Raw genomic sequence first — 22,172 nt, forward strand, 5'->3', positions numbered from 1 at the left:
TGTACCGGGAGTCTCTTTTTATGGTTTTCTGTTTTTATTTTACACCGTGCATGATTTCTTTCAAGTATTCTTTCTTCTCGTTCTTCTCTTCTGCATTGTCCAGAAGGATGTCTACATAGCGGCTCAGCGTATCGGAGTCGGTGTAGTTGGAGATGAAGGAATCGGCCTTGTTGCTTTCCAGAATGATCGGGAATTCAACGGCGGAGAAAATCTGCATGGCTTTGAGATCCAGATCAGCGGGATCGGTGTATCCGGTAATCTCAGCGATATTCCGGATGACCTTGCTCCAGCACTGGCTGTGCAGAAGTGACAAGTAAATGAAGTACGTATCCTTGGCATCGTCGCTGGAAGGATTGGAGATGGAGCGGAAAAGTGCCGGGTGCTGGCGGGCGAGATGGAAATAGGCGATGATGTACTTCTTCAGCCTTTCCCTCGCCGAGAGCCTCGTATCGTCCAGGTATGCGACGATATTTTCCAGATTGCCCATCATGTATTCCAAAGCGCAGCCGATCAACTCTTCCTTCGACCCGAAGTAATAACGGACCGAAGCGATATTGACGTCTGCCTCTTTGGCGATCGAGCGGACGGTCGCCTTCTTGAAGCCTTCCTGCTGAAGAATCTTCACTGTAGCGGCGATCATCTTCTCGCGGACTTTTTCTCCTTTTCCAGTCAGTTTTCTATCACTCATAATGCAGTTCCTTTTCTCAAACTTACGGTCTTTCTGACGAAGGAGAGATCATCCTTGGATTCGCTCTTCTCGGTCAGGGCGCTCATCATCAGTTTCAAGCGGTTTGCCTGGTTGACTTCACTGGCACTGGCATCGCAGTCGAGAGCCAGGAATACAGCTTCCGGATACGCGGAGTGCAGTTTGTGGACCATGCCTTCACCGGTGATATGGTTCGGCAGGCAGGCAAATGGCTGCAGGCAGACGACGCCGCGGCATTCATGATACAGAAGATCGATCATGTCGGCGGTGAGGAACCAGCCTTCGCCGGCGCGGTTGCCAAGCGACAGGTACTGGGATGCTCTCTTGGCCATCTTCTCGATGCTTGTGATTTCATGGAAGCGTTTGGAATTCTTCACTGCCTTTTCCAGCGGCTTTCTGTACCATTCCAGGACGTAGCGGGAGAAGGTATCCTTCAGGTCTTCCCTCATGGAGCCGTCCATGAACTTTCTCTGGAAATGGCTGTCGAGAGAACCGTAGAGGAAGAAGTCAAGCATGCCGCTCGTTTCGGCTTCCCCGCCGTTCGCTTCGATTGCATGGACGATATCGTTGGATGCGATCGGGCTGAACTTGACGTAAATTTCACCGACGATGCCGATTCTCGGACGGCGCGGGCTGTCGTTGAGCGGCAGGCGGTCGAAGTCCTTGATGATATTGGCAAGGTTTTTCTTGTACTTGCGGAAGGATTCACCCTTGAGGATGGATTCGCAGCAGCGGTTCTGCCAGTCGCGGCAGAGGATTTCCGCGCTGCCCGGTGTCAGTTCATACGGACGTGTGCGGTAGAGGCACTGCTGCAGGGCATCGCCGTAAATGACTGCCTGTACAAGGTTCGTTGCCAGGGACAGCGAGAACTTGAAGCCAGGCTGCGGTTCAAAGCCCTGTGTGTTCAGGGAAATGACCGGAATCTGGGACAGGCCTGCTTCATCAAGCGCCTTGTGGATGAATCCGATATAGTTCGAAGCACGGCACATGCCGCCCGTCTGGGACATCATGAGCGCGGTGCGGTTCAGGTCATATTCGCCCGATTTCAGTGCACGCATGAGGGAGCCGATCGTGATGATGGCCGGGTAGCAGGCATCATTGTTGACCGAAGCCAGCCCTTCATCGATATCCGCGCGGACCGGGGAAAGGACTTTGACATTATAGCCGGCAGCCCTTGCAGCAGCCTGGATGATCGGGAAGTGGATCGGGGACATTTCAGGAACGAGGATCGTGTAATCCTTGTCGTTCTTCATTTCCTCGGTAAACTCAGCCTTCGCATAATGGATTTCCGGCACATGATCGCTGTCCTGGATTCTTTCCTGGATAGCGGCCTTCAGCGAACGGAGACGGATACGGACAGCGCCGAGGTTCAAGCTCTGGTCGATCTTGAGGCAGGTGTAGAGACGGTCTCTCTTGCTCATGATTTCCTGAACCTGATCGGTAACGACGGCATCAAGGCCGCAGCCGAAGGAGTTCAGTTCGACGAGCTCAAGATCCGGATGGCGTGTGACGTATTCAGCTGCCTTGTACAGACGGCTGTGCCAGGTCCACTGGTTCATGACACGCAGATTCGGGAATTCGCCGCCCACCATGGATACGCCGTCTTCGGAAAGGACAGCCATGCCCAGCTGGTTGATGAGGTCAGGAATCGAATGGTTGACCGTCGGGTCGACATGGTACGGACGGCCTGCCAGCACGATGCCGATCAGGTGCTTGTCATGGATTTCCTTCAGGATGCGTTCTGTCTCATCGCGGAGCGATTTCCTGTATGCCTCTTCCGCCATTTCGCCTGCATTCATGGCAGCTTTGAGTTCATCGCCGGAAATGCCCATCGGCTTGAAGAATTCTTTCAGGCGGCCGTAGAGCTGCTTGGGCGCATGGAGCGGAAGGAACGGATGGTAGAATGTAGTCTTATATTTGGAGAGGACTTCGTCCATATTGGCCTGGATGTTTTCCGGATACGAAGCGACCATCGGGCAGTTGTAGCTGTTCGTGCTGCCTTCGTCCGGACCCTTGTCGATGCACGGGTACCAGATGAAATCCGGATGGTGCTTGGCAAGGTCATAGACATGCGCATGGGCAAGCTTGGCCGGGAAGCATTCGGAATACGAAGGAATCGTTTCCATCGCTTCGGTCGGGATGTCACGCAGCTGTTCGCTGGATGTGACGACACGGTAGCCGAGCTTCGTGAAGAAAGCATGCCAGTACGGGAAATCTTCGTACATGTTCATTGTACGCGGAATGCCGACGGTGCCTCTCTTGGCCTGGCCCGGTGTCAGGGACTTCCTGTGCCAGATCTCGTCGTACTTCCAGCGGTAAATATTCGGGAGCGTGGAATGTGGTGCGCTCTTGCCGGTCAGCATGATAGCGGTGCCTCTCTCGCAGCGGTTGCCGGAAACGAAGGCACGTCCGTCGCTGAAGCGGGTAATCGTAACCATGCAGTGGTTGCCGCAGCCCGGGCAGCGTTTCATTTCATTCGTGAGTGACAGGCTCTTCAGCTTTTCAGGGGTGACGAGCGAGGTCACATGGCCTTCCGGACATTTATCTTTCGTAATCAGCGCAATACCGTAAGCGCCCATCAGCCCTGCGACATCCGGACGGATGACATGGCAGCCGAGGAGCAGTTCCAGTGCGCGGAGGACGGCATCATTATAGAACGTACCGCCCTGGACGACGACCTTATTGCCAAGATCAGCCGCAGTACGCAGGCGGATGACTTTGTACAGCGCATTCTTGATGACAGAATAGGAAAGGCCGGCAGAAATGTCTGCGACCAATACACCGTTCTTCTGCGCTTCACGGACACGGGAGTTCATGAAGACCGTGCAGCGGGAGCCCAGGTCGACCGGGTGCCTGGCTGTCAGAGCGATGCGTGCAAATTCCTTGACGTCCATGCCAAGGGACTGTGCAAATGTATCGAGGAAGGAACCGCAGCCGGAAGAGCATGCTTCATTCAGAAGAATGTCGTCGACAGCGCCGTCCTTGATGCGGCAGCACTTCATATCCTGGCCGCCGATATCCAGAATCGTGGAAACATCCGGCAGGAAGTGCTTGGCGCCTCTGTAGTGCGCCATCGTTTCGACTTCGCCTACATCCGCTTCGAGCGCTCTCTTGATCAGCTCTTCACCGTAGCCGGTGACACCCGCGCCGCAGATGACGGCTTCCTTCGGGAGCTTGTCATAGAGGTCCGTCAGGATCTTCCTGGCACCGTTCAGCGGAGTACCCTTATTTCCTGCATAGTATTCATAAAGGATATTGCCTTCCCTGTCGAGAAGGACAGCCTTGATCGTTGTGGAACCAGCGTCGATGCCGAGCCATACCGGGCCTTTTGCCTTGGAAATATCGGCTCTTGGCGCATGGAAACGAGCATGGCGTTCCTTGAATTCCTTGTAATCTTCTTCCGTTGCAAAAAACGGCGGGAGCGTCTTGGCATTGCCCAGATCGGATTCCTCCGAGTTCTCCACCTTCGTCAGCCAGCTGTCAAGATCGAGCGGCTTGTCGTGGCAGGCAGAAACAGCAGCGCCGATAGCGACATACAGTTCGCCGTGTTCCGGAACGATCATATCCTCGTCCTTGATATCCAGAGTCTTCTGGAAACGTTCGCGAAGGATCGGCTGGAACGTCAAAGGACCACCAAGGAATGCTACCTTGCCGTGGATCGGGCGTCCGCAGGTCAGGCCGGAAATCGTCTGATTGACGACGGACTGGAAAACGGACAGTGCAATGTCTTCATGAGAGACGCCTTCATTCAAGAGCGCCTGGATATCTGTCTTGGCGAAAACGCCGCAGCGGGAAGCGATCGGGTAGATTTCCTTCGCCTTCTCGGCCATCTTTCCAAGGCCTGCTGCATCGACAGAAAGAAGAGATGCCATACGGTCGATGAATGCGCCCGTGCCGCCTGCGCATGCGCCATTCATACGCTGATCGACACCATTTCTCAGGTACGTGATCTTCTCATCTTCGCCGCCCAGCTCGATGATGACATCCGTATCCGGATTGAACGTGCGGATTGCCTTCGTTTCCGCCAGGATTTCCTGACAGAAAGGCAGTCCCATCATCTTTGCAAGTCCCATGCCGCCGCTTCCGGAAATGGACGCGGTGATACGGTAACCCGAATAATCCTTCTGAAGTTCCTTCAAAAGGGAAATCGTCGCGCTTCTGATATCGGACATATGACGCTGGTACCGTCCGAAAAGCAGTTTCAGGTATGGCGACAGGGCCACGACTTTGACCGTGGTCGAACCTACGTCGATACCGACATGGATAACAGGTTTCATGGAATAACCTCCTGGACTCTTCCGGAGTCTTTTTGCCCCGCTCCCAACTGCGGGTGGTGGGAAAGAATTCCCTATACGAAATAATGATTAATGTTTATAATCATACGATTGATTTGTTCGATTATATTTTAACACTTTTTGCACATAAGAACAACGGAAGAAAATCATACACGTGTTTATAATTCATACATTTTTACCGATAAATTCGGATAAAATGATAGATAGCTCATAGAATACTATGAAAAGAGAAAAAAAGATACAGGACTGAAAAAATATTTTTATCAGCCTGTATCTTTTTTAAATGAAAATTTTAGATGCGTTTGATTTTAAATTTTTCTTTCCGTTTTTGATTTTCCATCAAAATGCATGAAATTACAGAAAATATTCCTACTTCATTTCTTTTGCATGAGCCGGGGCAATCCTTGTGTAGAACATGATGACAGCCAGCACATAGCAGACGACCATGATGATTCCCATCGGAAGCGCCGTCTGGTCCCCTGCAATGCCGACGACCGGCATCATGACGCCGCCAAGAATCATGGAGAAGAAACCGATCAGAGCCGAGCCGCTCCCTGCATTTTCACCGCAGCGCGAAAGTGCCAGCGATACGGAAGCCGCGCCCATGACAGAAAGCGGGACGATTGTCACGAAAAGGACGGGAATCGTGTACCAGATCGGCGCCTTCACAATGATGCCTGCCAAAAGGAAGAAGGAAGCGATGAGAGGAATCAGAATGGAATACTTCAGCATGACCACCTCGCGCACCGTTCCTGCCAGTCTTGCCGGCAGCGCACCGACCAGCATGAGTCCCACGCCGATGCCGCCGAAAATATAGCTGTACTGCTGCGGGGTGACATGGTAGATGTTCTGGAAAAGGAAGGAAGAACCTGCGATATAGGAGAAGAAAGCGCCGAATACAAAGCACTGTACCAGGCAGTGGCCAAAGAAATAACGATTCTTCACCAATGTGCCGAACGCCCTGAACCCGTGAGAGAAACGGCGCACGCGGTCCGTCTTCTTCAGCGTTTCCTTGTACGCCATCGTCGCCATGATCTGGATGATACCGACAGCCGTCAGCACAAAGAAAATGCCGTGCCAGGACGTGAAGAGAAGAATCTGCCCGCCAAGAACAGGCGCCGCGATCGGAGCAAGACCATTTACCATCATGAGGATCGCCATGAAGCGCATAAGCTCCGGCCCTTCGCACACGTCCCTTGCAATGGCACGGGAGATGACGATGCCGAACGCCCCTGAAAGTCCCATGATGAAACGGAAAACAAGGAATACATAAATATTCGTGCAGACAGCGCAGACAGCCGATGCAATCGTGAAACCGCCCATCCCGATAAAAAGAGGCACCTTGCGCCCCATGCGGTCACTGACCGGCCCGCCAAAAATCTGCCCCAGCGCCATGCCGATCATCGTCATCGTCAAAGTCATCTGCGTCATCGATGTGGAAATGGAAAAATAAGAGGACAACTCCGGAAGCGACGGCAGGTACATATCCGTAGACAGCGGCGCCATTGCAGACATCACTCCCAGAAAAATCGTCAGAAACGTCAAAGAATTCATCAAACTCCCCTTCCTGCTGCCAAAGAAAAAACTCCGTCTAGTATACGGAGTTCGCCTGAGACCCGGGCCAAGCCCTGCCTCGCTCTGCCAAGCAGCATGCAATTATCAGTTAGTATTGTTATCTATTTTAAAAAATATTTTAAAAATTGGCAAGAGGGAGTTTGTGGATGAGAGAGAAAAAGATAGAAATGGGGGAATTAAAACCATACAAATAGGAAAAGGTGAAACAATTGAAAGATTAAAACCGGAGGACGAGGGAAAAGAGAAAAGATTAAAACCATACAACCAGCCTGACGGCTGTCGGAAATGATGTTTTCGTCGCCTTCGGCGCCACCTTCCTCTACGAGGCAAGGTCAAACACCCTTAAACCAAGGCTTTGCCTTGAGGAAAAGGAAAACCACAAAACCTCGCTTCGCTCGTGGAACCTTTTTAGATTAGAAAGTTCAATGAATAATCAACCCTATCCGCCCGGCATCAGAAACCAGGCCGGGCACCTTCCCCGTCTGGGAAGGTCAACACCATTTCCTTGCTTCGCAAATAGAAAACAGGCAAACCAAGCTGCGCTTGAGGAAAATAATTAAAACCATACGACCTCGCTCCGCTCGCGGAACCTTTTTATAAAAACCAATGAATACTACACCCCTTTCTGCCGCATTCGCGGCAGCCTTCCCCGACGGGCAGGTCAAAACCTTCCGTGCCGGCATGTACTGATATTATCAAAAGTGATTTAAATGCGTATCTTATTTTACGCCGCATTATCACTATCTTCCTATTCCCGCATTCTATTCCCGCATTTTCGCAACAAAAAAAGACCGGATTTCTCCGGTCTCTGTTTGTTAAGCGTTTGCGCTTCTGAGTTTTTCTTTGAATGCTCTGTCTTTTCCTGTAGCACGGCAGTCGCGGCAGTAGCCGTAGATTTCTACTCTTGGTTCTGCTGCTTCGAAGCCATATTCTTCGTCGAGGACTTCTGCGTAGTCGGACTGCAGTCCTACGTCTACCGGGAAAATCCTGTGACAGGAGAGGCAGACCGCATGATGGGAAGGAGTTCCGTGCGCGTATTCGTAGCGGATCAGGCCATCAGCCAGCATGGTGGAACGAAGCAGTAAGCCGTTTTCAGCAAGAGCTTCACAGTTTATGTACACGGTGGACAGGGACAGACGCATGTCCTTTCCACGAACGGCTTCATATACTTCTCCTGCTGTCAAAGGCAGGCTCTTTTCCAGCACTTTCAGAATCATTACGCGTGCTTTCGTCCTTTTTAAATGCTTTTTCACTAAAATTTCTTCAAAGCTTCCCATAGCGGCTCCTTGTTTCTTGTTAATCAGGGTTTCTCAAAAATTCAGCAAACTATCTGTATGTTTTAAGTTTTAAATTATATAGTATGCTATACATTTCATATTATAAGGTCTTTTTCCGTTTTTTCAAGTTTTTTCTTGTGCTTTTACATACACTCAATGAAATTTGTTAGAAAAAACCGCGCTGGGAACGCGGATTTCTTCTTTACGGAATACCTTGAAATGAAAAAAGAGGATGCAGAAGGATTTCCCCTCCGCATCCTCTGTCTTCCGTTCTGCTTACTGCAGTTCGTACTGATAGTCTTCGCGGAGGACGCGGATAGCGCCTTCGTCGCCTTTCATGGCAGCTTTGATGAGCCAGGCCATGGCCTCTTTCTCATCTTTTTCGCAGCCTTCACCGGCGGAGAGTGCATAGCCGTAGTGGGCCATTCCGAAGGCATCGCCTTCTTCAGCGGCTTTCTTGTACCAGGAAACAGCTTTTGCAATGTCTGATTTTACGCCAATGCCGGCTTCAAGGCAAAGACCCATTGCGGAATACGCAGCAATGATTCCGTTTTTTGCTGCTTTCTCATAGCATGCATACGCTTCTTCCTGATGCTTGCCTGTTCTGGTATAGGCATCGCCCAGGCGGTAGTAGACGTCCTTGTCGCCGAGTTCTTCGGCTTCCTTTGCCATGGCTTTCGCCTTTTCCTCATCGACTACGCCGGCCTGTCCGGTGACGTATTCAGCGCAGGATACGGCGAGGAATACGCGAAGTGTGGCATCGCCGTCAGGGTCGCCCATTTCGCGGCCCTTCCTGATCCACATTTCCGCAGCAGCCAGGTCCTTGCGGACACTGGTTCCCTGCGCATAGAAGAGACCGGTCATCAGCATAGCGGCGGTGTCGCCCCTTTCGGCTGCCAGGAGGTAGTACTGGAATGCCTTTTCAGGACTGACACGGCCAAGCATGCCTTCGTCGTAGAGTTTTCCCAGAAGGGATGCAGCTTCGGCGCTTCCGTCGTCGCTTGCGCGTTCAAGGGAGCGTCTTGCCTTTCTCGGGTTCGGCTTTCCGCCATTGATGCCCTTCATGTACATTCTGCCCAGAAGAAGGTTGGCACGGGAAATATCGTAACTGGACGCGATCTTCCAGCAATTTTCCGCTTTCACTTCGTCCTTGGAGACGCCTTCTCCCTTTTCCAGCTTTTCACCGATCTGGCAGATTTCCTCGGCCGCTTCTCTGGCTCCGAGATTGGCGGCTTTCCTAAAGTAGGTGACAGCATCATCGATACTGCCGGTATGGAGGCAGTCCTGCCCCATCGAGTAGTAATATTCCATCATTCTATCTGATGCCATTTGTTCCGCTCCTTTTCTTCTTGAAAGTATCGCTCCCGCCTTTTCCGGATTGACCGCTCCTGCCAGAAAAAATGCATTGGCAAGGCGGCTGAGGGGTTCCCCCAGCCGCCGAATCGCCAGTGATTCTTATACCGTGATGAAATTGGCTTTGCAGAAAAAGTCAAAAGCAAATCGCTTGCAGCCTGCTCATGCAGGTCTTTTTATTATCTGAATTCCTTGCAGAGGTCTTCGAAGAGTTCTGCAGATGGTTTTTCTACGTGGTCGATCAGGCGTACGTCCTTGGACGGTACGATGTCGCCGAAAGCAACGGAGTCCTTTTCTTCGTAGATGACGCCGGTCACGAGGCTGTTCGTTTCGCCGAGCAGTCTGTATGCAGCTGCTTTGCTGGACGGATCATGATCCGGTGCTACGTCTTCCATCTTGACCAGGTGTTCATTGTACCACTGAACGGTGTTCAGGTGGTTGAATGTAACGCATGGTGTGAAGATGTTGACATAGGAGAAACCTTTATGGTCGACAGCTCTTTCGATGACGTTGATCATGGTCTTGCTGTCGATAGCATAAGCCTGTGCTACGAAGGTAGCGCCGGCAGCCAGTGCCATAGCCGGAGCATCGAGCGGAGTCAGCGGGTTGCCGTCCGGGGTTGTCTTGGTGACGAAGCCCTTATCGGAAGCCGGAGACGTCTGGCCCTTTGTCAGGCCGTATACCTGGTTATCGAATACGAGGTATGTGATGTCCATATTTCTCTTGATCGCATGCATAGCATGGCCCAGGCCGATGGCGTAGGAGTCGCCGTCGCCGGAGCAGACGATCATGTGCTGATCCTTGTTAGCACATTTGATGCCCTGTGCGAAAGGAAGAGCTCTGCCATGCGTCGTGTGGGCGCCATAGCAGTACTGATAGCCGCCGATACGGGAGGAGCAGCCGATGCCGGAAATCAGTGTGATATCCTCATTGGCCCAGCCCTTCTTGGCGCATACAGCGGAGATGGCGTTCTGAATGCCATAGTCGCCGCAGCCGGGGCACCAGTTCGGTACGATTGTATTTTTATAATCTCTCGGTGAAGCCATATCAGTATACCTCCTCAGCTTTCTTTACAATCGTGGATGCCAGGAACGGAGTTCCGTCATACTGCAGGAGAGACAGGAGCTTGTCGTGGCAGGCGAAATTGATGGCGAAAAGTTCATGCAGCTGTGCGGTGAGGTCTTCTTCTACGATGAGGACCTTCTTTGCGCCATTGATGTAAGGAGCGAGCGCTTCGGTCGGGAATGGAGAGAGAAGTCTGAGCTGGAGGTGGTTGACCTTCTTGCCCTGAGCTTCCAGTTCTTCACGAGCTTCTTCGATTGCGCCGTTTGTGGAGGTGACGCCGATCAGGAGCAGATCGCAGTCGGTATCTTCATGAGCCACGGTGAATGGCTGGATAGCTTTAGCCACACCAGCGAATTTCCTGTGACGTTTGTTCATTTCCATGACGCGGTCAGCCTGACCTTCAGCCGGTTTGCCGAATACATTGTGTTCGAGGCCGGTGGAGAGGAACATGCCGTTCTTTACGCCAGGAATCGTTCTCGGGGAAATGCCGTCTTCGACATCTTCGAAACGATGGAAGTATGCTTTCTTTGCCGTATCAAGTTCCGGCAGACCTTCGGTAACGAGCTTGCCGCGTTTGATAGCGATGCGGTTCGGATCGAAAGCCGGTACAGACTGTTTGCACATACCAAACTGCAGATCGGAAAGGAGAATGACCGGAGTCTGGAATTCTTCAGCCAGGTTGAAAGCTTCCTGGGTAATGTAGTAGCAGTCTTCGATAGAAGATGCAGCGAGGACGATCTTTTCAGCATCGCCATGGCCGGAAGCAATCGCATAGCGGATATCGCTCTGTTCTACCTTCGTAGCCATGCCCGTGGACGGGCCTGCACGCATAACGTCAATGATGACGACCGGGATTTCTGCGATGGTTGCCATGGAAATGGATTCAGCCATGAGGGAAAGCCCTGGGCCGGAAGTAGCGGTGAAAGCACGAACGCCGGCATAACCTGCGCCCATAGCCATCATGCAGGAGGACAATTCGTCTTCCGTCTGTACGACCGTACCGTTGATCTTGTGTACGACTTTGATCATGTATTCCATGATTTCAGAAGCCGGGGTAATCGGGTAAGATGCCATGAAGCGGGCACCTGCGGAAATAGCGCCGAGGGCTGCTGCTTCATTGCCAAGCAGGTACAGCTGATCTTTCTTCGGAGGAGTTGCCAGAGCACCCAGAGATACGCCCTGCAGCTTCTCGATAGCTACATCATAGCCGTCCTTGAAAATCTGTTTGTTCTTGGAAACGATTTCTTCGCCCTTCTTGCCGAAGCGTTCAGCGATGAAACCATAGAACGGGTCTTCCGGGAATCCCAGAACGCCTGCGCTCATGCCCAGTGCAGCGATGTTCTTCATCTGCATGCTGCCGTACTTTCTTGCCAGCTCCGTGATTGGAAGCGCCAGGAAAATACATCCGGAATGTGCGTCAAATTTCGGGTGGAATGCGTCATCAGCGATGATAACGCCGCCCTTCGGAACTTCATGACCGTGAAGGTCGATAGTCTCCTGGTCCAGGGCTACCAGGCAGTCTACATGCTCACCGATCGTAGCGACTTCTTTCGTTGCGATACGCAGGGCAATCGTTGTATGACCGCCCTTAATGCGGGATGCGAAGAGACGCTGGCTGAAAAGGGAATACCCTTCCTGTGCCAGTACGCGTCCGAGAATTTCGCCGCAGGATTCTACGCCCTGACCCTGCTGTCCGCCCATTTTCCAAATAAAATCACGTTTCGTTTCCACTCCATCTGCCTCCTTGCTGATGAATGTAAAGGAAATAAATATAATATGGGTTCTTTTATATGCGGATTTCCTTATTACGCGAGACATCTATCCATCTGATGTCCTTTCTATTATACCATATATGACATTTTTTCAACCTGAATGGGAATGGTTTTATACAATTTATAGTGCCGCAAAATTGGTTCTGCTACCCGGGGAGAAAGACAAGCAAACCAAGCTGCGCTTGTTGGAACACCATAAGACTTTGGAAATGGGAAAAACATGATAAAACCATAAAACCTCGCTGCGCTCGTGGAGATGAACCTCCTCAGGCGCATGCGCGCCAGCTCCCCCTACGGGGCGAGCTCTGACACCCTTAAACCGAACTTCGTTCGTGGAAAATACCATAAAACCAGCCTGCGGCTGTAAGAACTTCATCTCATTCGTCGCCTTCGGCGCCACCTTCTCCTTTCGGAGCAAGGTTAACACCCTTAAACCTCACTTCGTTCGAAAAAACACCATACATCCTCGCTTCGCTCGAAGGAACTGCACTCCTTTCTGTCACTCCGTGACATCCTTCCTCTCCGAGGCAGGTCTCAAGAGGAATAAAGAAAAGATTTTTAATCTGATTTGTTTGAAACCTTTCTTAATCCTATCCCTACCATACGCCCTTCCCTTCCAGGGCAAGGTCAAGGGCCTATCTTGGCCTTTCGCTCTGCTAAACTCACGCAAAAAAGAAGGACCTTCGGTTGGGAAGATCCTTCTTTTTTATTTGATCCGCTAATGTTCAGGGATTATTTAATGTCGTACATACCGCTGACGCCTTCTCTGAGGTTGATCAGGATATTCTTTGTCTGGCTGTAGTGTTCGAGCATAACCTTGTGGGTTTCTCTGCCGATGCCGGACTGTTTGTAGCCGCCGAATGGTGCGCCTGCCGGGAGGTCGTTGTAGGTGTTGACCCACATACGTCCGGTGCGTACAGCACGTGCTACTTTCAGAGCGGTGTCGATGTTCTTGCTGAATACTGCGCCGCCGAGGCCGTATACGCTGTCGTTTGCCAGAGCAATGACTTCGTCAGCTGTCTTGAATTTCTGTACAACGACAACTGGTCCGAAGATTTCTTCCTGGCATACGCGGCAGTCATTGTTTCCTGCGATCAGGATAGTCGGTTTCATGAAGAAGCCTTTGTCGCAGCCGTTTTCGGTGTAGCGTTCGCCGCCGGTTACGAGAGTTGCGCCTTCTTCGAGGCCGATCTTGATGTAACTGAGGACTTTATCCTGCTGTGCTTTGTAGATCTGAGCGCCCAGCTGGGTGGTCGGATCGGTCGGGTCGCCTACTTTGACGCCTTCGAAGGTTGCTTTCAGATGTTTGATGAATTCATCGAAAATGCCTTCCTGAACGAAGAGGCGGGAGCCTGCGCAGCATACCTGGCCCTGGTTGAAGAGGATGCCTTTGCATGCGCCGTCGACAGCCTGCTTCAGGTCTGCGTCGTCGAATACGATGTTGGCAGATTTGCCGCCCAGTTCGAGGGTGACGGGGATGAGTTTGTCACAGGCAGCCTGGTATACGCCGTGGCCTACTTCGGTGGAGCCGGTGAATGCCAGTTTGTCCAGGTCCGGGTGGTCAAGGAGCCACTGACCGGATTTGGAGCCCTTGCCGGTGATGACGTTCAGCACGCCCTTCGGGAGGACGTCCTGGATGAGGCGGGTGAGTTCCATGAGGGACAGGGATGTATGGGAGGACGGTTTAATAACGATGGTGTTGCCTGCTGCCAGTGCAGGAGCGAGTTTCCAGCAAGCCATGGTGAACGGGAAGTTCCACGGAATGACCTGACCAACAACGCCGACTGGTTCGTGGAGAATCAGGGACAGAGTGTTGTTGTCGAGCATGGTGGCAGAACCTTCCCAAGCTCTCAGGCATCCTGCGAAGTAACGGAAATGATCGGAACCCAGCGGAATATCTGCTGCTGTGGTTTCACGGATCGGCTTGCCGTTGTCCAGTGTTTCCACCAGTGCGAGATGATCGAGGTTTGCGTCGATGATATCAGCGATCTTCAGAAGAATGTTCTGTCTTTCGATTGGAGAAGTCTTGGACCATTCCGGAAGAGCTGCTCTTGCTGCCTTGACAGCTGCGTCTACGTCTTCTTTGGTTGCTTCTGCGAAATAAGCCAAGTGCTCGCCATTTGCCGGATTGTGGGCGTCAAAGGTAGCGCCGTCAGAGGCGGGAACGAATTCGCCATTAATGAAGAGACCATACTGTTCCTGAATGTCTGCTTTTGCCATAATAATACCTTCCTTTCAATCACTTGCGGGGATAATCCCCTGTATGAGATGCTCCGCTGAAGTTTGTACGATATCCGGTGGTTCAGCGGGATGTTTCTTTCAGCTGCGAAAAGAAATACAACCTTTCATACTGTTCGATGGTCACTTTCTTCTGCATGGGTGCTGTAGTCATAGTATATCATGGCGAGGGAGAATATTCAAGAGTATCGATAAGCATAGTAAATGGTTTTCTATGCAGGAAATGGGATTCAGCTCTTATATTTATTGTCCCACCGCTTGCGGGGGGAAGGTGGTGCCGCAGGCACCAAAGGGGGACGGGCCCTTTGGGGCCCGAGGGCAGTGGTGGCGGCTGACTCCGCAAATTAAGAAAAAGGAGCGCGGCTAACGCCGCAGGTTGTGTAGAAGGGTTGTGTTCGCTTCGCTCAGGGGGCGTAAGGGAAAGATTCAAAGGGTGTGGCAGCGGCTCCGCCGCAGTTTTTGGCCGCCGTTTGGCGGTCAGTTCTGCATAGTGTCATTTCGACTTGCAGCGTCCTGCACCCCCTCGCCACTTCGTGGCCCTCTTCCCCTAAAGGGGACGCAAGTTTTTTGCCGTTTACCGTCGTTCCATTAGATGAGATAAAGAGAAACGCGCAAAAAAAAGAAGCCCCTTGGGAGGAGCTTCTTTTTATCTCAGGAGAGATTAGAATACATAGTTCAGGGATACGGATGCTACGTCATCGTAGTCGGTATCGGTTCCCTTGGTCTTCACGTCGAAGCTGTATTCGCCGTGGAGTCTTACGTTCTTAGCGAGGGTTACATCGCCTTCTGCACGCCAGAATTTAACTTCTTTTACTGCAGAGTTTTCGAGAGCATCCAGCGGGGAAGCGTCGTAGGTGTAAGCGCCGAGGAATGCATTTCTTTCAGCATCTACATAGGAAGCAGCTACGCGGAAGGAGCCGACTTTCGCATTGTCCTGTTTGCCATAGCCAAGGCCTGCAGTCCAGAGGTCCGGATCACCTTTGGCATCGGTGTTCTTATAGTAGTCGCCGAATACGTCGAAGCCGCCGCCAAGACCTGCGGTGAGGCCTGCACCCCAGATATTGACTTTGTTGGTGCTAGTGCCATTGACATAGTCTACGTCGTAAGCAAAGCGGCCTGCTTCACCGGAGAACTGTGCATATGCATATTCATGGTCAGGGTTGGTCACGCCTTTATCTGTATATCCAGTCCAGTCATCGAAGCGGCCATAGCCTACTGCCAGGTTGGCTGCATCGTTTGCGTGGAAAGCCAGTTCAGCACCTTTGATTTCAGAATCAAAGAATACGCCGGTCTGACCGAAGAACTGGTCATATTTACCAAGGGTAGCTTCCACTTTGTCGCCGAATGCATGACGGACATAGAGTCTCTGCATGTAGGTATTGCTGGTTTCGCTGTCTTTGAAGTTCATATCAGAACGGAGCAGGCCATTCACATAGGTGGAGTCATTGACCTGACCCTTTACGTTGATACGGATACGGCCAACGTATTTGTCATCAGATTTGCCGGTATACTCTCTTACCTTGCCATCGTCATCTTTAACGGTTTTGTAGGTCTGGTAGAATTTCATATAGCCGTTGCCGGAGAAGGAAAGGTTTCCGACTTTCTTTTCCAGGTTAGCTACGCGAACGCCCAGGTTGGCCAGTTCGTCAGCGTATTCGCCAGCCAGTTTGTCCAGGGTTGCACGCTGTTCAGCGTTCAGCTGGTCTTCTTTAGCCATGAGGCGGGCAATGATCTGAGCCAGTTCATAACGGGTAATGTTTCTTTCGCCCTTGAATGTGCCATCCGGATAGCCTTCTACGACACCCTGGTCGGAGAGGTCTACGACTGCCTGGTAAGCCCAGTCGGACGGTGTTACATCAGAGAACGGGTTTGCAGCGTATGCGGATACGCCAGCGGAAAGTGCTGCAACAGCAGCGATTGCGAGGATCTTTTTCATATTCATCGCTCCTTAAAAGAAATATAAGAAATAAGGTATGTCTCTTATAAGGAAGTAAAGAAGCCCGCGAGTGGCCGAGTTTCCTCTGCGCTGTCTTTTCCTTCCCACCATATGTGAGACAACATATAGTACTTTTTAAAGATACTACAAAATATTTACTCATGCAAAGAAATTTGACATCTTTGTTCAGTTGACCATAGGTCACTACTGTGAAACGTCCGAAAGTACCGGTAAATTCTGCTTGTTCAAGAAATTTTCTTTAACATGTATTAAGGCGTTAATCAGTCTTACAATATTCATAATATATCCAATATTTTTTATATTTTTACAATTATTTTCTATTTCACATATAACAGGAAGAAATAAGTTTCTCCTGCGTTTCTGATTCAGGGCAGTAGAGGCAAAAATGATGCATTTTTTGAGAACAGAATGTTAGATTTTTCGATAAGAAAAGAAACCCCTGCGAAGGAGGCTTCTTTTCTAAATTTTATGTATTTCCAATTCTGAATTTCTTTTAGAATACGTAGTTGAGGGAGAGTGTCCATGCGTCTTCGTCGGCCGCGGAGTGGTCTCCTCCGTTTGTCTTGACGTCGAAGGCGTATTCGCCGTGGAGGTAGACGTTCTTCTGGAGGGTGACGTCAGCGATGGCGTTCCAGTATTTCACGCGATCAGCGTTTGTGCCAGAGTCGGTGAGGTAAGAGAGGACGTTTGTCTGATAGCCGGTGCCACCGAAGTAAATGCCCTGATCGACGCTGTTGTATGCTACGTCAGCGGCGAAGGAGCCCGGTTTCTTCACGTTCAGCTTGCCATAGCCAAGGCCTGCATTCCATGCGGTGTCATAACCGTTCTTCCAGTTTGTATCCTTCCAGTATTCGCCGAATACGCGGAAATCTCCGACAGGAATCGTAAGGCCAGCGCCTGCGATTTCATAACCGGCGAAGGTGTCTGCCTTCTTGTCTCCGGTGAATTTCAAATAGTTCAGGTTCAGCTTGGCAGCGGAGAAGTCGAAGTCACCTTTGGCAAAGAATGCATCCTGATCTTTTACACCATCGGTGTAATCGGACTTATTGAAGCGGCCATAGCCGGCAGTCAGATTGACGCGGCCCTGATGGAACATAGCCTGAGCTCCGCCATAGCCGTATGGGAAGCCGTAGAGCCAGCCGCTCTGGTCGCCGATGACAACCGGCTGACGGCCCAGTCTGACTGTGACAGCATCGCCGAAGTCATGATTGACGAAGAGCTGATCGAAAATGACATTCGTATCATCGCTCGTCTTGAAATTCATTTCTGCATCAAGGCGGCCCTGTACGTAGGTGGAATCATTGACCTGTCCTTTTACATTCAGGCGGATACGGCCGTCCCACTTATCAGCGGCGCCTGCGTCCTTGTTCTGGTAACGCATACGGCCATCGCCGGAGAAGGAAAGGTTTCCTACCTTCTTTTCAAGATTGGAAACTCTGACGCCCAGATTGGAGAGTTCATCAGCGTATTCACCAGCAAGTCTATCGAGAGTGCCTCTCTGCTCAGCATTCAGTTGATCTTCCTTAGCCAGCATGCGGGCAATGATCTGAGCCAGTTCGTAACGGGTGATGTTTCTTTCACCTTTGAAGGTGCCATCCGGATAGCCTTCAACGACGCCCTGTTCAGACAGGTCTGCGACTGCCTGGTAAGCCCAGTCATTCGGAGTTACATCAGAGAACGGGTTGGCAGCGTATGCACATACGCCAGCGGTGAGCGCTGCCATGGCAGCGAGTGCGAGAATTTTTTTCATATTCCTGCTTCTTAAAAAATGAATGTTCTTGAAACAGAGTCATGAAGCAGGGGAATGGCCTCCGTATTCACCGCGCTTCGCTCTTCCATGCCATACGCAGGGCGTATGTTCTGCATTCAGAATACTATAAAATTTTTACATATGCAATCCTGTCCAATCTGTCATTTGAATACCTTCCCGAGATTTTCCTGTTCCCGGGAGGATACCATCTTCCAGGCCCATTTCTGCGCAGAACCCCCTTTTAAATGAAAATCCACCCTTCAAAAGGCTGTCTTAAAGCATCAATTTTAAGAAAAATCACGAGTTCAGACTTCCTCCATAAAGATGAATTTTCCTAAAATCACTTTAAAGACCTTTTTTAGCCTCGACCTGCCATTTGAGGCATAGTTTAGTTACACCCCCTGTTCTTTGCCTAAAGGAAAAAAACAAAGCAGAATTTGATGGATTTTACTCTGTTAAAAGAGTGAAATGATGATGAGCAAATCAGCATGCCCCCCTGTATTATCCATCGAATGAAGTCATTGCTTTTACGGCCGGAAGTGCTGAAGTTGCTGCCAGGATCCATGGTCCGGTGTTTCCATGTCAGGAAATAAAAAAAGGGGCTGTGACAAAATGGTTAATCATTTTGTTGCAGCCTCTTTTTTGCGTCTTTATTTCATCATTTTTAGCTCTGCTGTAAGCCTTTTACGTAAAAATGCGCGTAAGCCCCCTTACCCCCATAAGACTTTTAATTATATTGTCTTAGGCGGCAATCCTTATACGCATTATTTTTGTGATGTATTTCCTTAAATTATAGCCAAGTGCTACCAGGTATAACTCGGCTTTTACAGAATCTATCCCTTTTCTGACGATTCTTTTGTACCATCTGTCATGTTTCATGATTCCAAAAGTTCCTTCAGCCTGGATTGACCGGTTCATTCTTAGCAGGGCTCCATGGATGCTTTCCAGATTATCCTGAACCTCCTGGTACATGTTATTCCGTTCTCTGCTCAATGAGATTCTTTTGTTCTTCGGGGTCTTTTTACATTGCTCTGCCAGCGGGCATCCTTGGCAGTCTTCGCATTCAAATACTTCCTCCTGCCTGCCGTATAAGTTCCCTCTGACCAGATGTCTATAGATAAATTTGAAAGCCCTGTCATTTGGACAACGGATGGTTCCATTCTCATCAACTCTAAAGTTTATTGGCCGAAACGGATTGGTATGGTATTTCTTGTCTTTCGTTTCTTTCTTGTACATGGGGAATTTCATATACTTTTCCATACCGTGCTGCTCGCAATAGATGTAATTGTTGAAAGATCCATATCCTGCATCTGCCACAGGATACTTAGGATAAGCCCCATAGACTTCGTGGAATTCCTCCATCAGCGGTACGAAGCAATCCATATCTGAACGATACTGGTTAACATCAATTACGGCAATAAATTCATCGGCAACACCTATTTGGACATTGTATGCAGGCAGAAGCTGATCATTTCCCATGTAGTCCGACTTGATTCGCATGAATGTTGCATCCGTATCGGTCTTCGAATAACTGTTTCTGGAAGTACCGCATATCTGTATCTTCTCAACATATTCTTCAAGTTTTGATGTATATGCCTTAAGCTGCTCATACTTGCGTTGATGATCGGACTTGCGATGCCCGCTTCCATGAACAAAGGCCGTCTCATCAATCTGCCAGATTTCTTTTAATTTATCCAATACCAGACGCAGATAGTCCGGAGCGTATTCTGTATTGATGTTTACACTCATATGGTCATACTTAAGATCATCATTGAGTAACTCAAAAAGGCTGGTAATCTTGGCAAAAAGCTTGTAGCGGGATTTTTCAGCGGATTTCTTCCATACCCAGCTGTATTTATTTGCGTTCGCTTCAAACTTGGAACCGTCAATATATATATGCTGCAAATCCACGTTGAGTTTGCCGCAGAGTTCTTTCGTAATTGAATAAAAGATATCCTTGAGAGAATACTTAAGAAAGCCCTTCACGAAATGACAGAATGTCCGATAGGATGGGGCTTCATAATTCATCAGGTACATATATCTGATATTAACCCTGCAATTATCTTCAAGTTTTCTAAAAGAGCAATATCCTTCTTCTGCGAAACCATAGATGATCGTTTTCAGCATGTTGACGGGATTATACCTGGGTCTGCCAGCGCCACGCGTCGGTATGTAACGAAGGTACTTTTTAAGATCGATTTCCTCCATAAATCTGTCATACATTAAAACAGGATCATCGACATTGAGAATCTCAGAGGGAAACATTGGCAAAATGCCTTGTTCTGCGGTAAAATGATTGCTAGTGTTGTTATTTTTCATTGTAAAAAATTATAACACGAAAGGCTCTGCCCCGGACCAAATGATCCGGGGCAGAGCCCTTTTTGTTGGGATGAATTTTGTCACATCCCCTTTCTTTGATTCCAGTTTCTTCGATAAGAAATTAGAATTTGTAGTTCAGGGAAACGGTCCATGCATCATCCGGATCAGCGCCCTGATCAGCATCAGCAGCGAATGCATATTCAGCATGGAGCTGTACGTTCTTAGCCAGAGTTACATCGCCCATAGCGTTCCAGAACTTCAGCTGTTTAGCATTTGCTACAGCATCGAGGATGTTGGTCTGCCAGCCGGTAGCGCCGAGGTATACGCCATTGCCTACACTGTTGTATGCAACGGAGAGATCCCAGGTGCCCGGTTTCTTCCAGTTAGCTGCGCCGTAGGAGAGGCCAGCGTTCCAAGCGGTATCTTCCAGTGCACTTGGAGCAGTGGTGTTCTTCCAGTATTCACCGAATACATTGAACTGCTGAACAGGAATGTTCAGGTTTACGCCGAAGAGTTCAGGTTTAGTTCCTTCGAAATTAACTTTAGCTTTGTCACCAGCTGCGTTAATCTTGCCTTCTTCTACTACATTGTGTTTATCCTGATATGCAATGTAATCTACGCCCAGTTTAGCGAAGTTGAAGTCATAAGCACCACGTGCAAAGTAGAAATCAGATTTGTTGTTATCATTTGCATCATAAGCGAAATCGCCAAAAGTGCTGTTGAACTGACCATAGCCGGTAGCGAGAGACAACTTGCCGTTGTTGTAAGCAATCTGTCCGCCATCGTATCCGTCATGACCATTGTTCAGCCAGCCTGCCTGATCGCCGAAGGAAATGGGCTGACGGCCAAGACGTACGGATACATCTTTGCCAAAGTTGTGATTTACATACAGCTGATCCATAGATGTGCTGGAGGTATCATTACCTTTGAAATCCATTTCATTCAGGAAACGGCCCTGTACGTAGGTGGAGTCATTAACCTGGCCTTTAACGTTGATACGGATACGGCCATTCCAGCCATCCTTCTGGTCAAGGCTCTTGCTCTGATAACGCATACGAGCATCGCCGGACCAGTAAATGTTGCCGACTTTCTTTTCAAGGTTGGAAACACGAACGCCCAGGTTTGCGAGTTCGTCAGCGTATTCGCCAGCGAGTTTGTCCAGGGTTGCTCTCTGTTCAGCGTTCAGCTGATCTTCTTTAGCGAGCATACGAGCGATGATCTGAGCCATTTCATAACGGGTGATGTTTCTTTCGCCTTTGAAGGTGCCATCCGGATAGCCTTCAACGACGCCCTGTTCGGACAGGTCTACTACTGCCTGGTAAGCCCAGTCGGATGGGGTTACATCAGAGAAAGGATTTGCAGCGTATGCGGATACGCCAGCGGTGAGTGCTGCTACAGCAGCGAGTGCGAGAATTTTTTTCATGTTCTTCGCTCCTTATAAAGAAAAATGTGGAATGTCTTCCTTTTTCCCTAAGAGCTTGGATGAAAAACGTGGCTCGAGTGACCGTGTTTCCTCTGCGTGTTTTTCTTCTTCGATCTTAAGTGACATGAATCGGAAGACTTGTTTCATGTCTAGGTTGAGAGTAACACATGAGAAAAGTTAAATCAAGTTTAAACAAATCCTCTCATTCCCTTAAAGCTTCCATTTTTGAGTGAAATCTCCTAATTTTAAATTATGCAAATGATTCGCGTTTACCGCCATATGACCGAAAGTCGGCAGATTTTTCATCCCCATTTCGGTACGTTTTGGGGTTATAGGACAAAACGTGTTGGTAAAAATTTATATTATGCTTGTATTAAGGGCAGAATACGGTGCATACTGAAATACGCCCGAGCTGCACTGTAATCCATCTCATCACAATTAG

At 49.7% G+C, this 22,172-nt stretch carries 13 protein-coding genes; 1 reads left to right on the plus strand and 12 read right to left on the minus strand.

Translation table 11 applies throughout. The annotated features are described in order from the left end of the window. Positions 1 to 34: 34 nt before the first annotated feature. The 3 genes from Dia5BBH33_RS07675 to Dia5BBH33_RS07685 all read right to left on the minus strand — a co-directional run bounded on the left by Dia5BBH33_RS07675 (position 35) and on the right by Dia5BBH33_RS07685 (position 6,555). Positions 35 to 688 carry a TetR/AcrR family transcriptional regulator gene (locus tag Dia5BBH33_RS07675; RefSeq protein ID WP_143332670.1) on the minus strand — a complete coding sequence of 218 codons (654 nt, stop codon included), beginning with the start codon at positions 686 to 688 and terminating at the stop codon, positions 35 to 37. Next, the gene (locus Dia5BBH33_RS07680) at positions 685 to 4,983 is read right to left on the minus strand and encodes an acyl-CoA dehydratase activase-related protein (protein WP_143332671.1); all 4,299 of its coding nucleotides are present in this window, start codon (positions 4,981 to 4,983) and stop codon (positions 685 to 687) included. The genes Dia5BBH33_RS07675 and Dia5BBH33_RS07680 overlap by 4 nt, the downstream gene beginning before the upstream one ends. 387 nt (positions 4,984 to 5,370) lie before the next feature. Further along, positions 5,371 to 6,555 (minus strand): multidrug effflux MFS transporter, encoded by a 1,185-nt coding sequence (locus tag Dia5BBH33_RS07685; RefSeq protein WP_144269427.1) that lies wholly within the window; start codon positions 6,553 to 6,555, stop codon positions 5,371 to 5,373. A gap of 163 nt (positions 6,556 to 6,718) precedes the next feature. Here Dia5BBH33_RS07685 and Dia5BBH33_RS11055 point away from each other — a divergent pair, with 163 nt between their 5' ends. Next, entirely contained in the window at positions 6,719 to 6,865 is a 147-nt protein-coding gene (locus tag Dia5BBH33_RS11055; RefSeq protein ID WP_162501777.1) for a hypothetical protein, read from the plus strand. Positions 6,866 to 7,391: 526 nt separating this feature from the next. Here Dia5BBH33_RS11055 and Dia5BBH33_RS07690 read toward each other — a convergent pair. The 9 genes from Dia5BBH33_RS07690 to Dia5BBH33_RS07730 all read right to left on the minus strand — a co-directional run bounded on the left by Dia5BBH33_RS07690 (position 7,392) and on the right by Dia5BBH33_RS07730 (position 21,730). Continuing rightward, entirely contained in the window at positions 7,392 to 7,853 is a 462-nt protein-coding gene (locus Dia5BBH33_RS07690; protein ID WP_143332672.1) for a Fur family transcriptional regulator, read from the minus strand. A gap of 276 nt (positions 7,854 to 8,129) precedes the next feature. After that, positions 8,130 to 9,182 carry a tetratricopeptide repeat protein gene (locus Dia5BBH33_RS07695; RefSeq protein WP_143332673.1) on the minus strand — a complete coding sequence of 351 codons (1,053 nt, stop codon included), beginning with the start codon at positions 9,180 to 9,182 and terminating at the stop codon, positions 8,130 to 8,132. A 203-nt stretch (positions 9,183 to 9,385) separates the two neighbouring features. After that, entirely contained in the window at positions 9,386 to 10,252 is an 867-nt protein-coding gene (locus Dia5BBH33_RS07700) for a thiamine pyrophosphate-dependent enzyme (protein ID WP_022383243.1), read from the minus strand. A 1-nt stretch (position 10,253) separates the two neighbouring features. Then, positions 10,254 to 12,002 (minus strand): 2-oxoacid:acceptor oxidoreductase subunit alpha, encoded by a 1,749-nt coding sequence (locus Dia5BBH33_RS07705; RefSeq protein ID WP_108850687.1) that lies wholly within the window; start codon positions 12,000 to 12,002, stop codon positions 10,254 to 10,256. Positions 12,003 to 12,775: 773 nt separating this feature from the next. Continuing rightward, complete coding sequence (locus tag Dia5BBH33_RS07710; RefSeq protein ID WP_143332674.1) at positions 12,776 to 14,263, minus strand: aldehyde dehydrogenase family protein; 1,488 nt, start codon at positions 14,261 to 14,263, stop codon at positions 12,776 to 12,778. Between the two features lie 679 nt (positions 14,264 to 14,942). After that, a complete protein-coding gene (locus Dia5BBH33_RS07715; RefSeq protein WP_143332675.1) occupies positions 14,943 to 16,217 on the minus strand; it encodes an S-layer homology domain-containing protein in 1,275 nt (424 codons plus the stop codon). 514 nt (positions 16,218 to 16,731) lie between these two features. Further along, positions 16,732 to 17,988: an S-layer homology domain-containing protein gene (locus Dia5BBH33_RS07720; protein WP_143332676.1), complete on the minus strand. Its 1,257-nt coding sequence runs from the start codon at positions 17,986 to 17,988 to the stop codon at positions 16,732 to 16,734. Positions 17,989 to 18,729: 741 nt separating this feature from the next. Next, positions 18,730 to 20,307 carry an IS1182 family transposase gene (locus Dia5BBH33_RS07725; RefSeq protein ID WP_143332102.1) on the minus strand — a complete coding sequence of 526 codons (1,578 nt, stop codon included), beginning with the start codon at positions 20,305 to 20,307 and terminating at the stop codon, positions 18,730 to 18,732. A 121-nt stretch (positions 20,308 to 20,428) separates the two neighbouring features. Further along, on the minus strand, positions 20,429 to 21,730 hold the full coding sequence (locus Dia5BBH33_RS07730; RefSeq protein WP_143332677.1) for an S-layer homology domain-containing protein: 1,302 nt from the start codon (positions 21,728 to 21,730) through the stop codon (positions 20,429 to 20,431). Positions 21,731 to 22,172 lie beyond the last annotated feature (442 nt).

The organism is Dialister hominis, assembly GCF_007164725.1.
Taxonomy (GTDB): Bacteria; Bacillota; Negativicutes; order Veillonellales; family Dialisteraceae; genus Dialister; species Dialister hominis.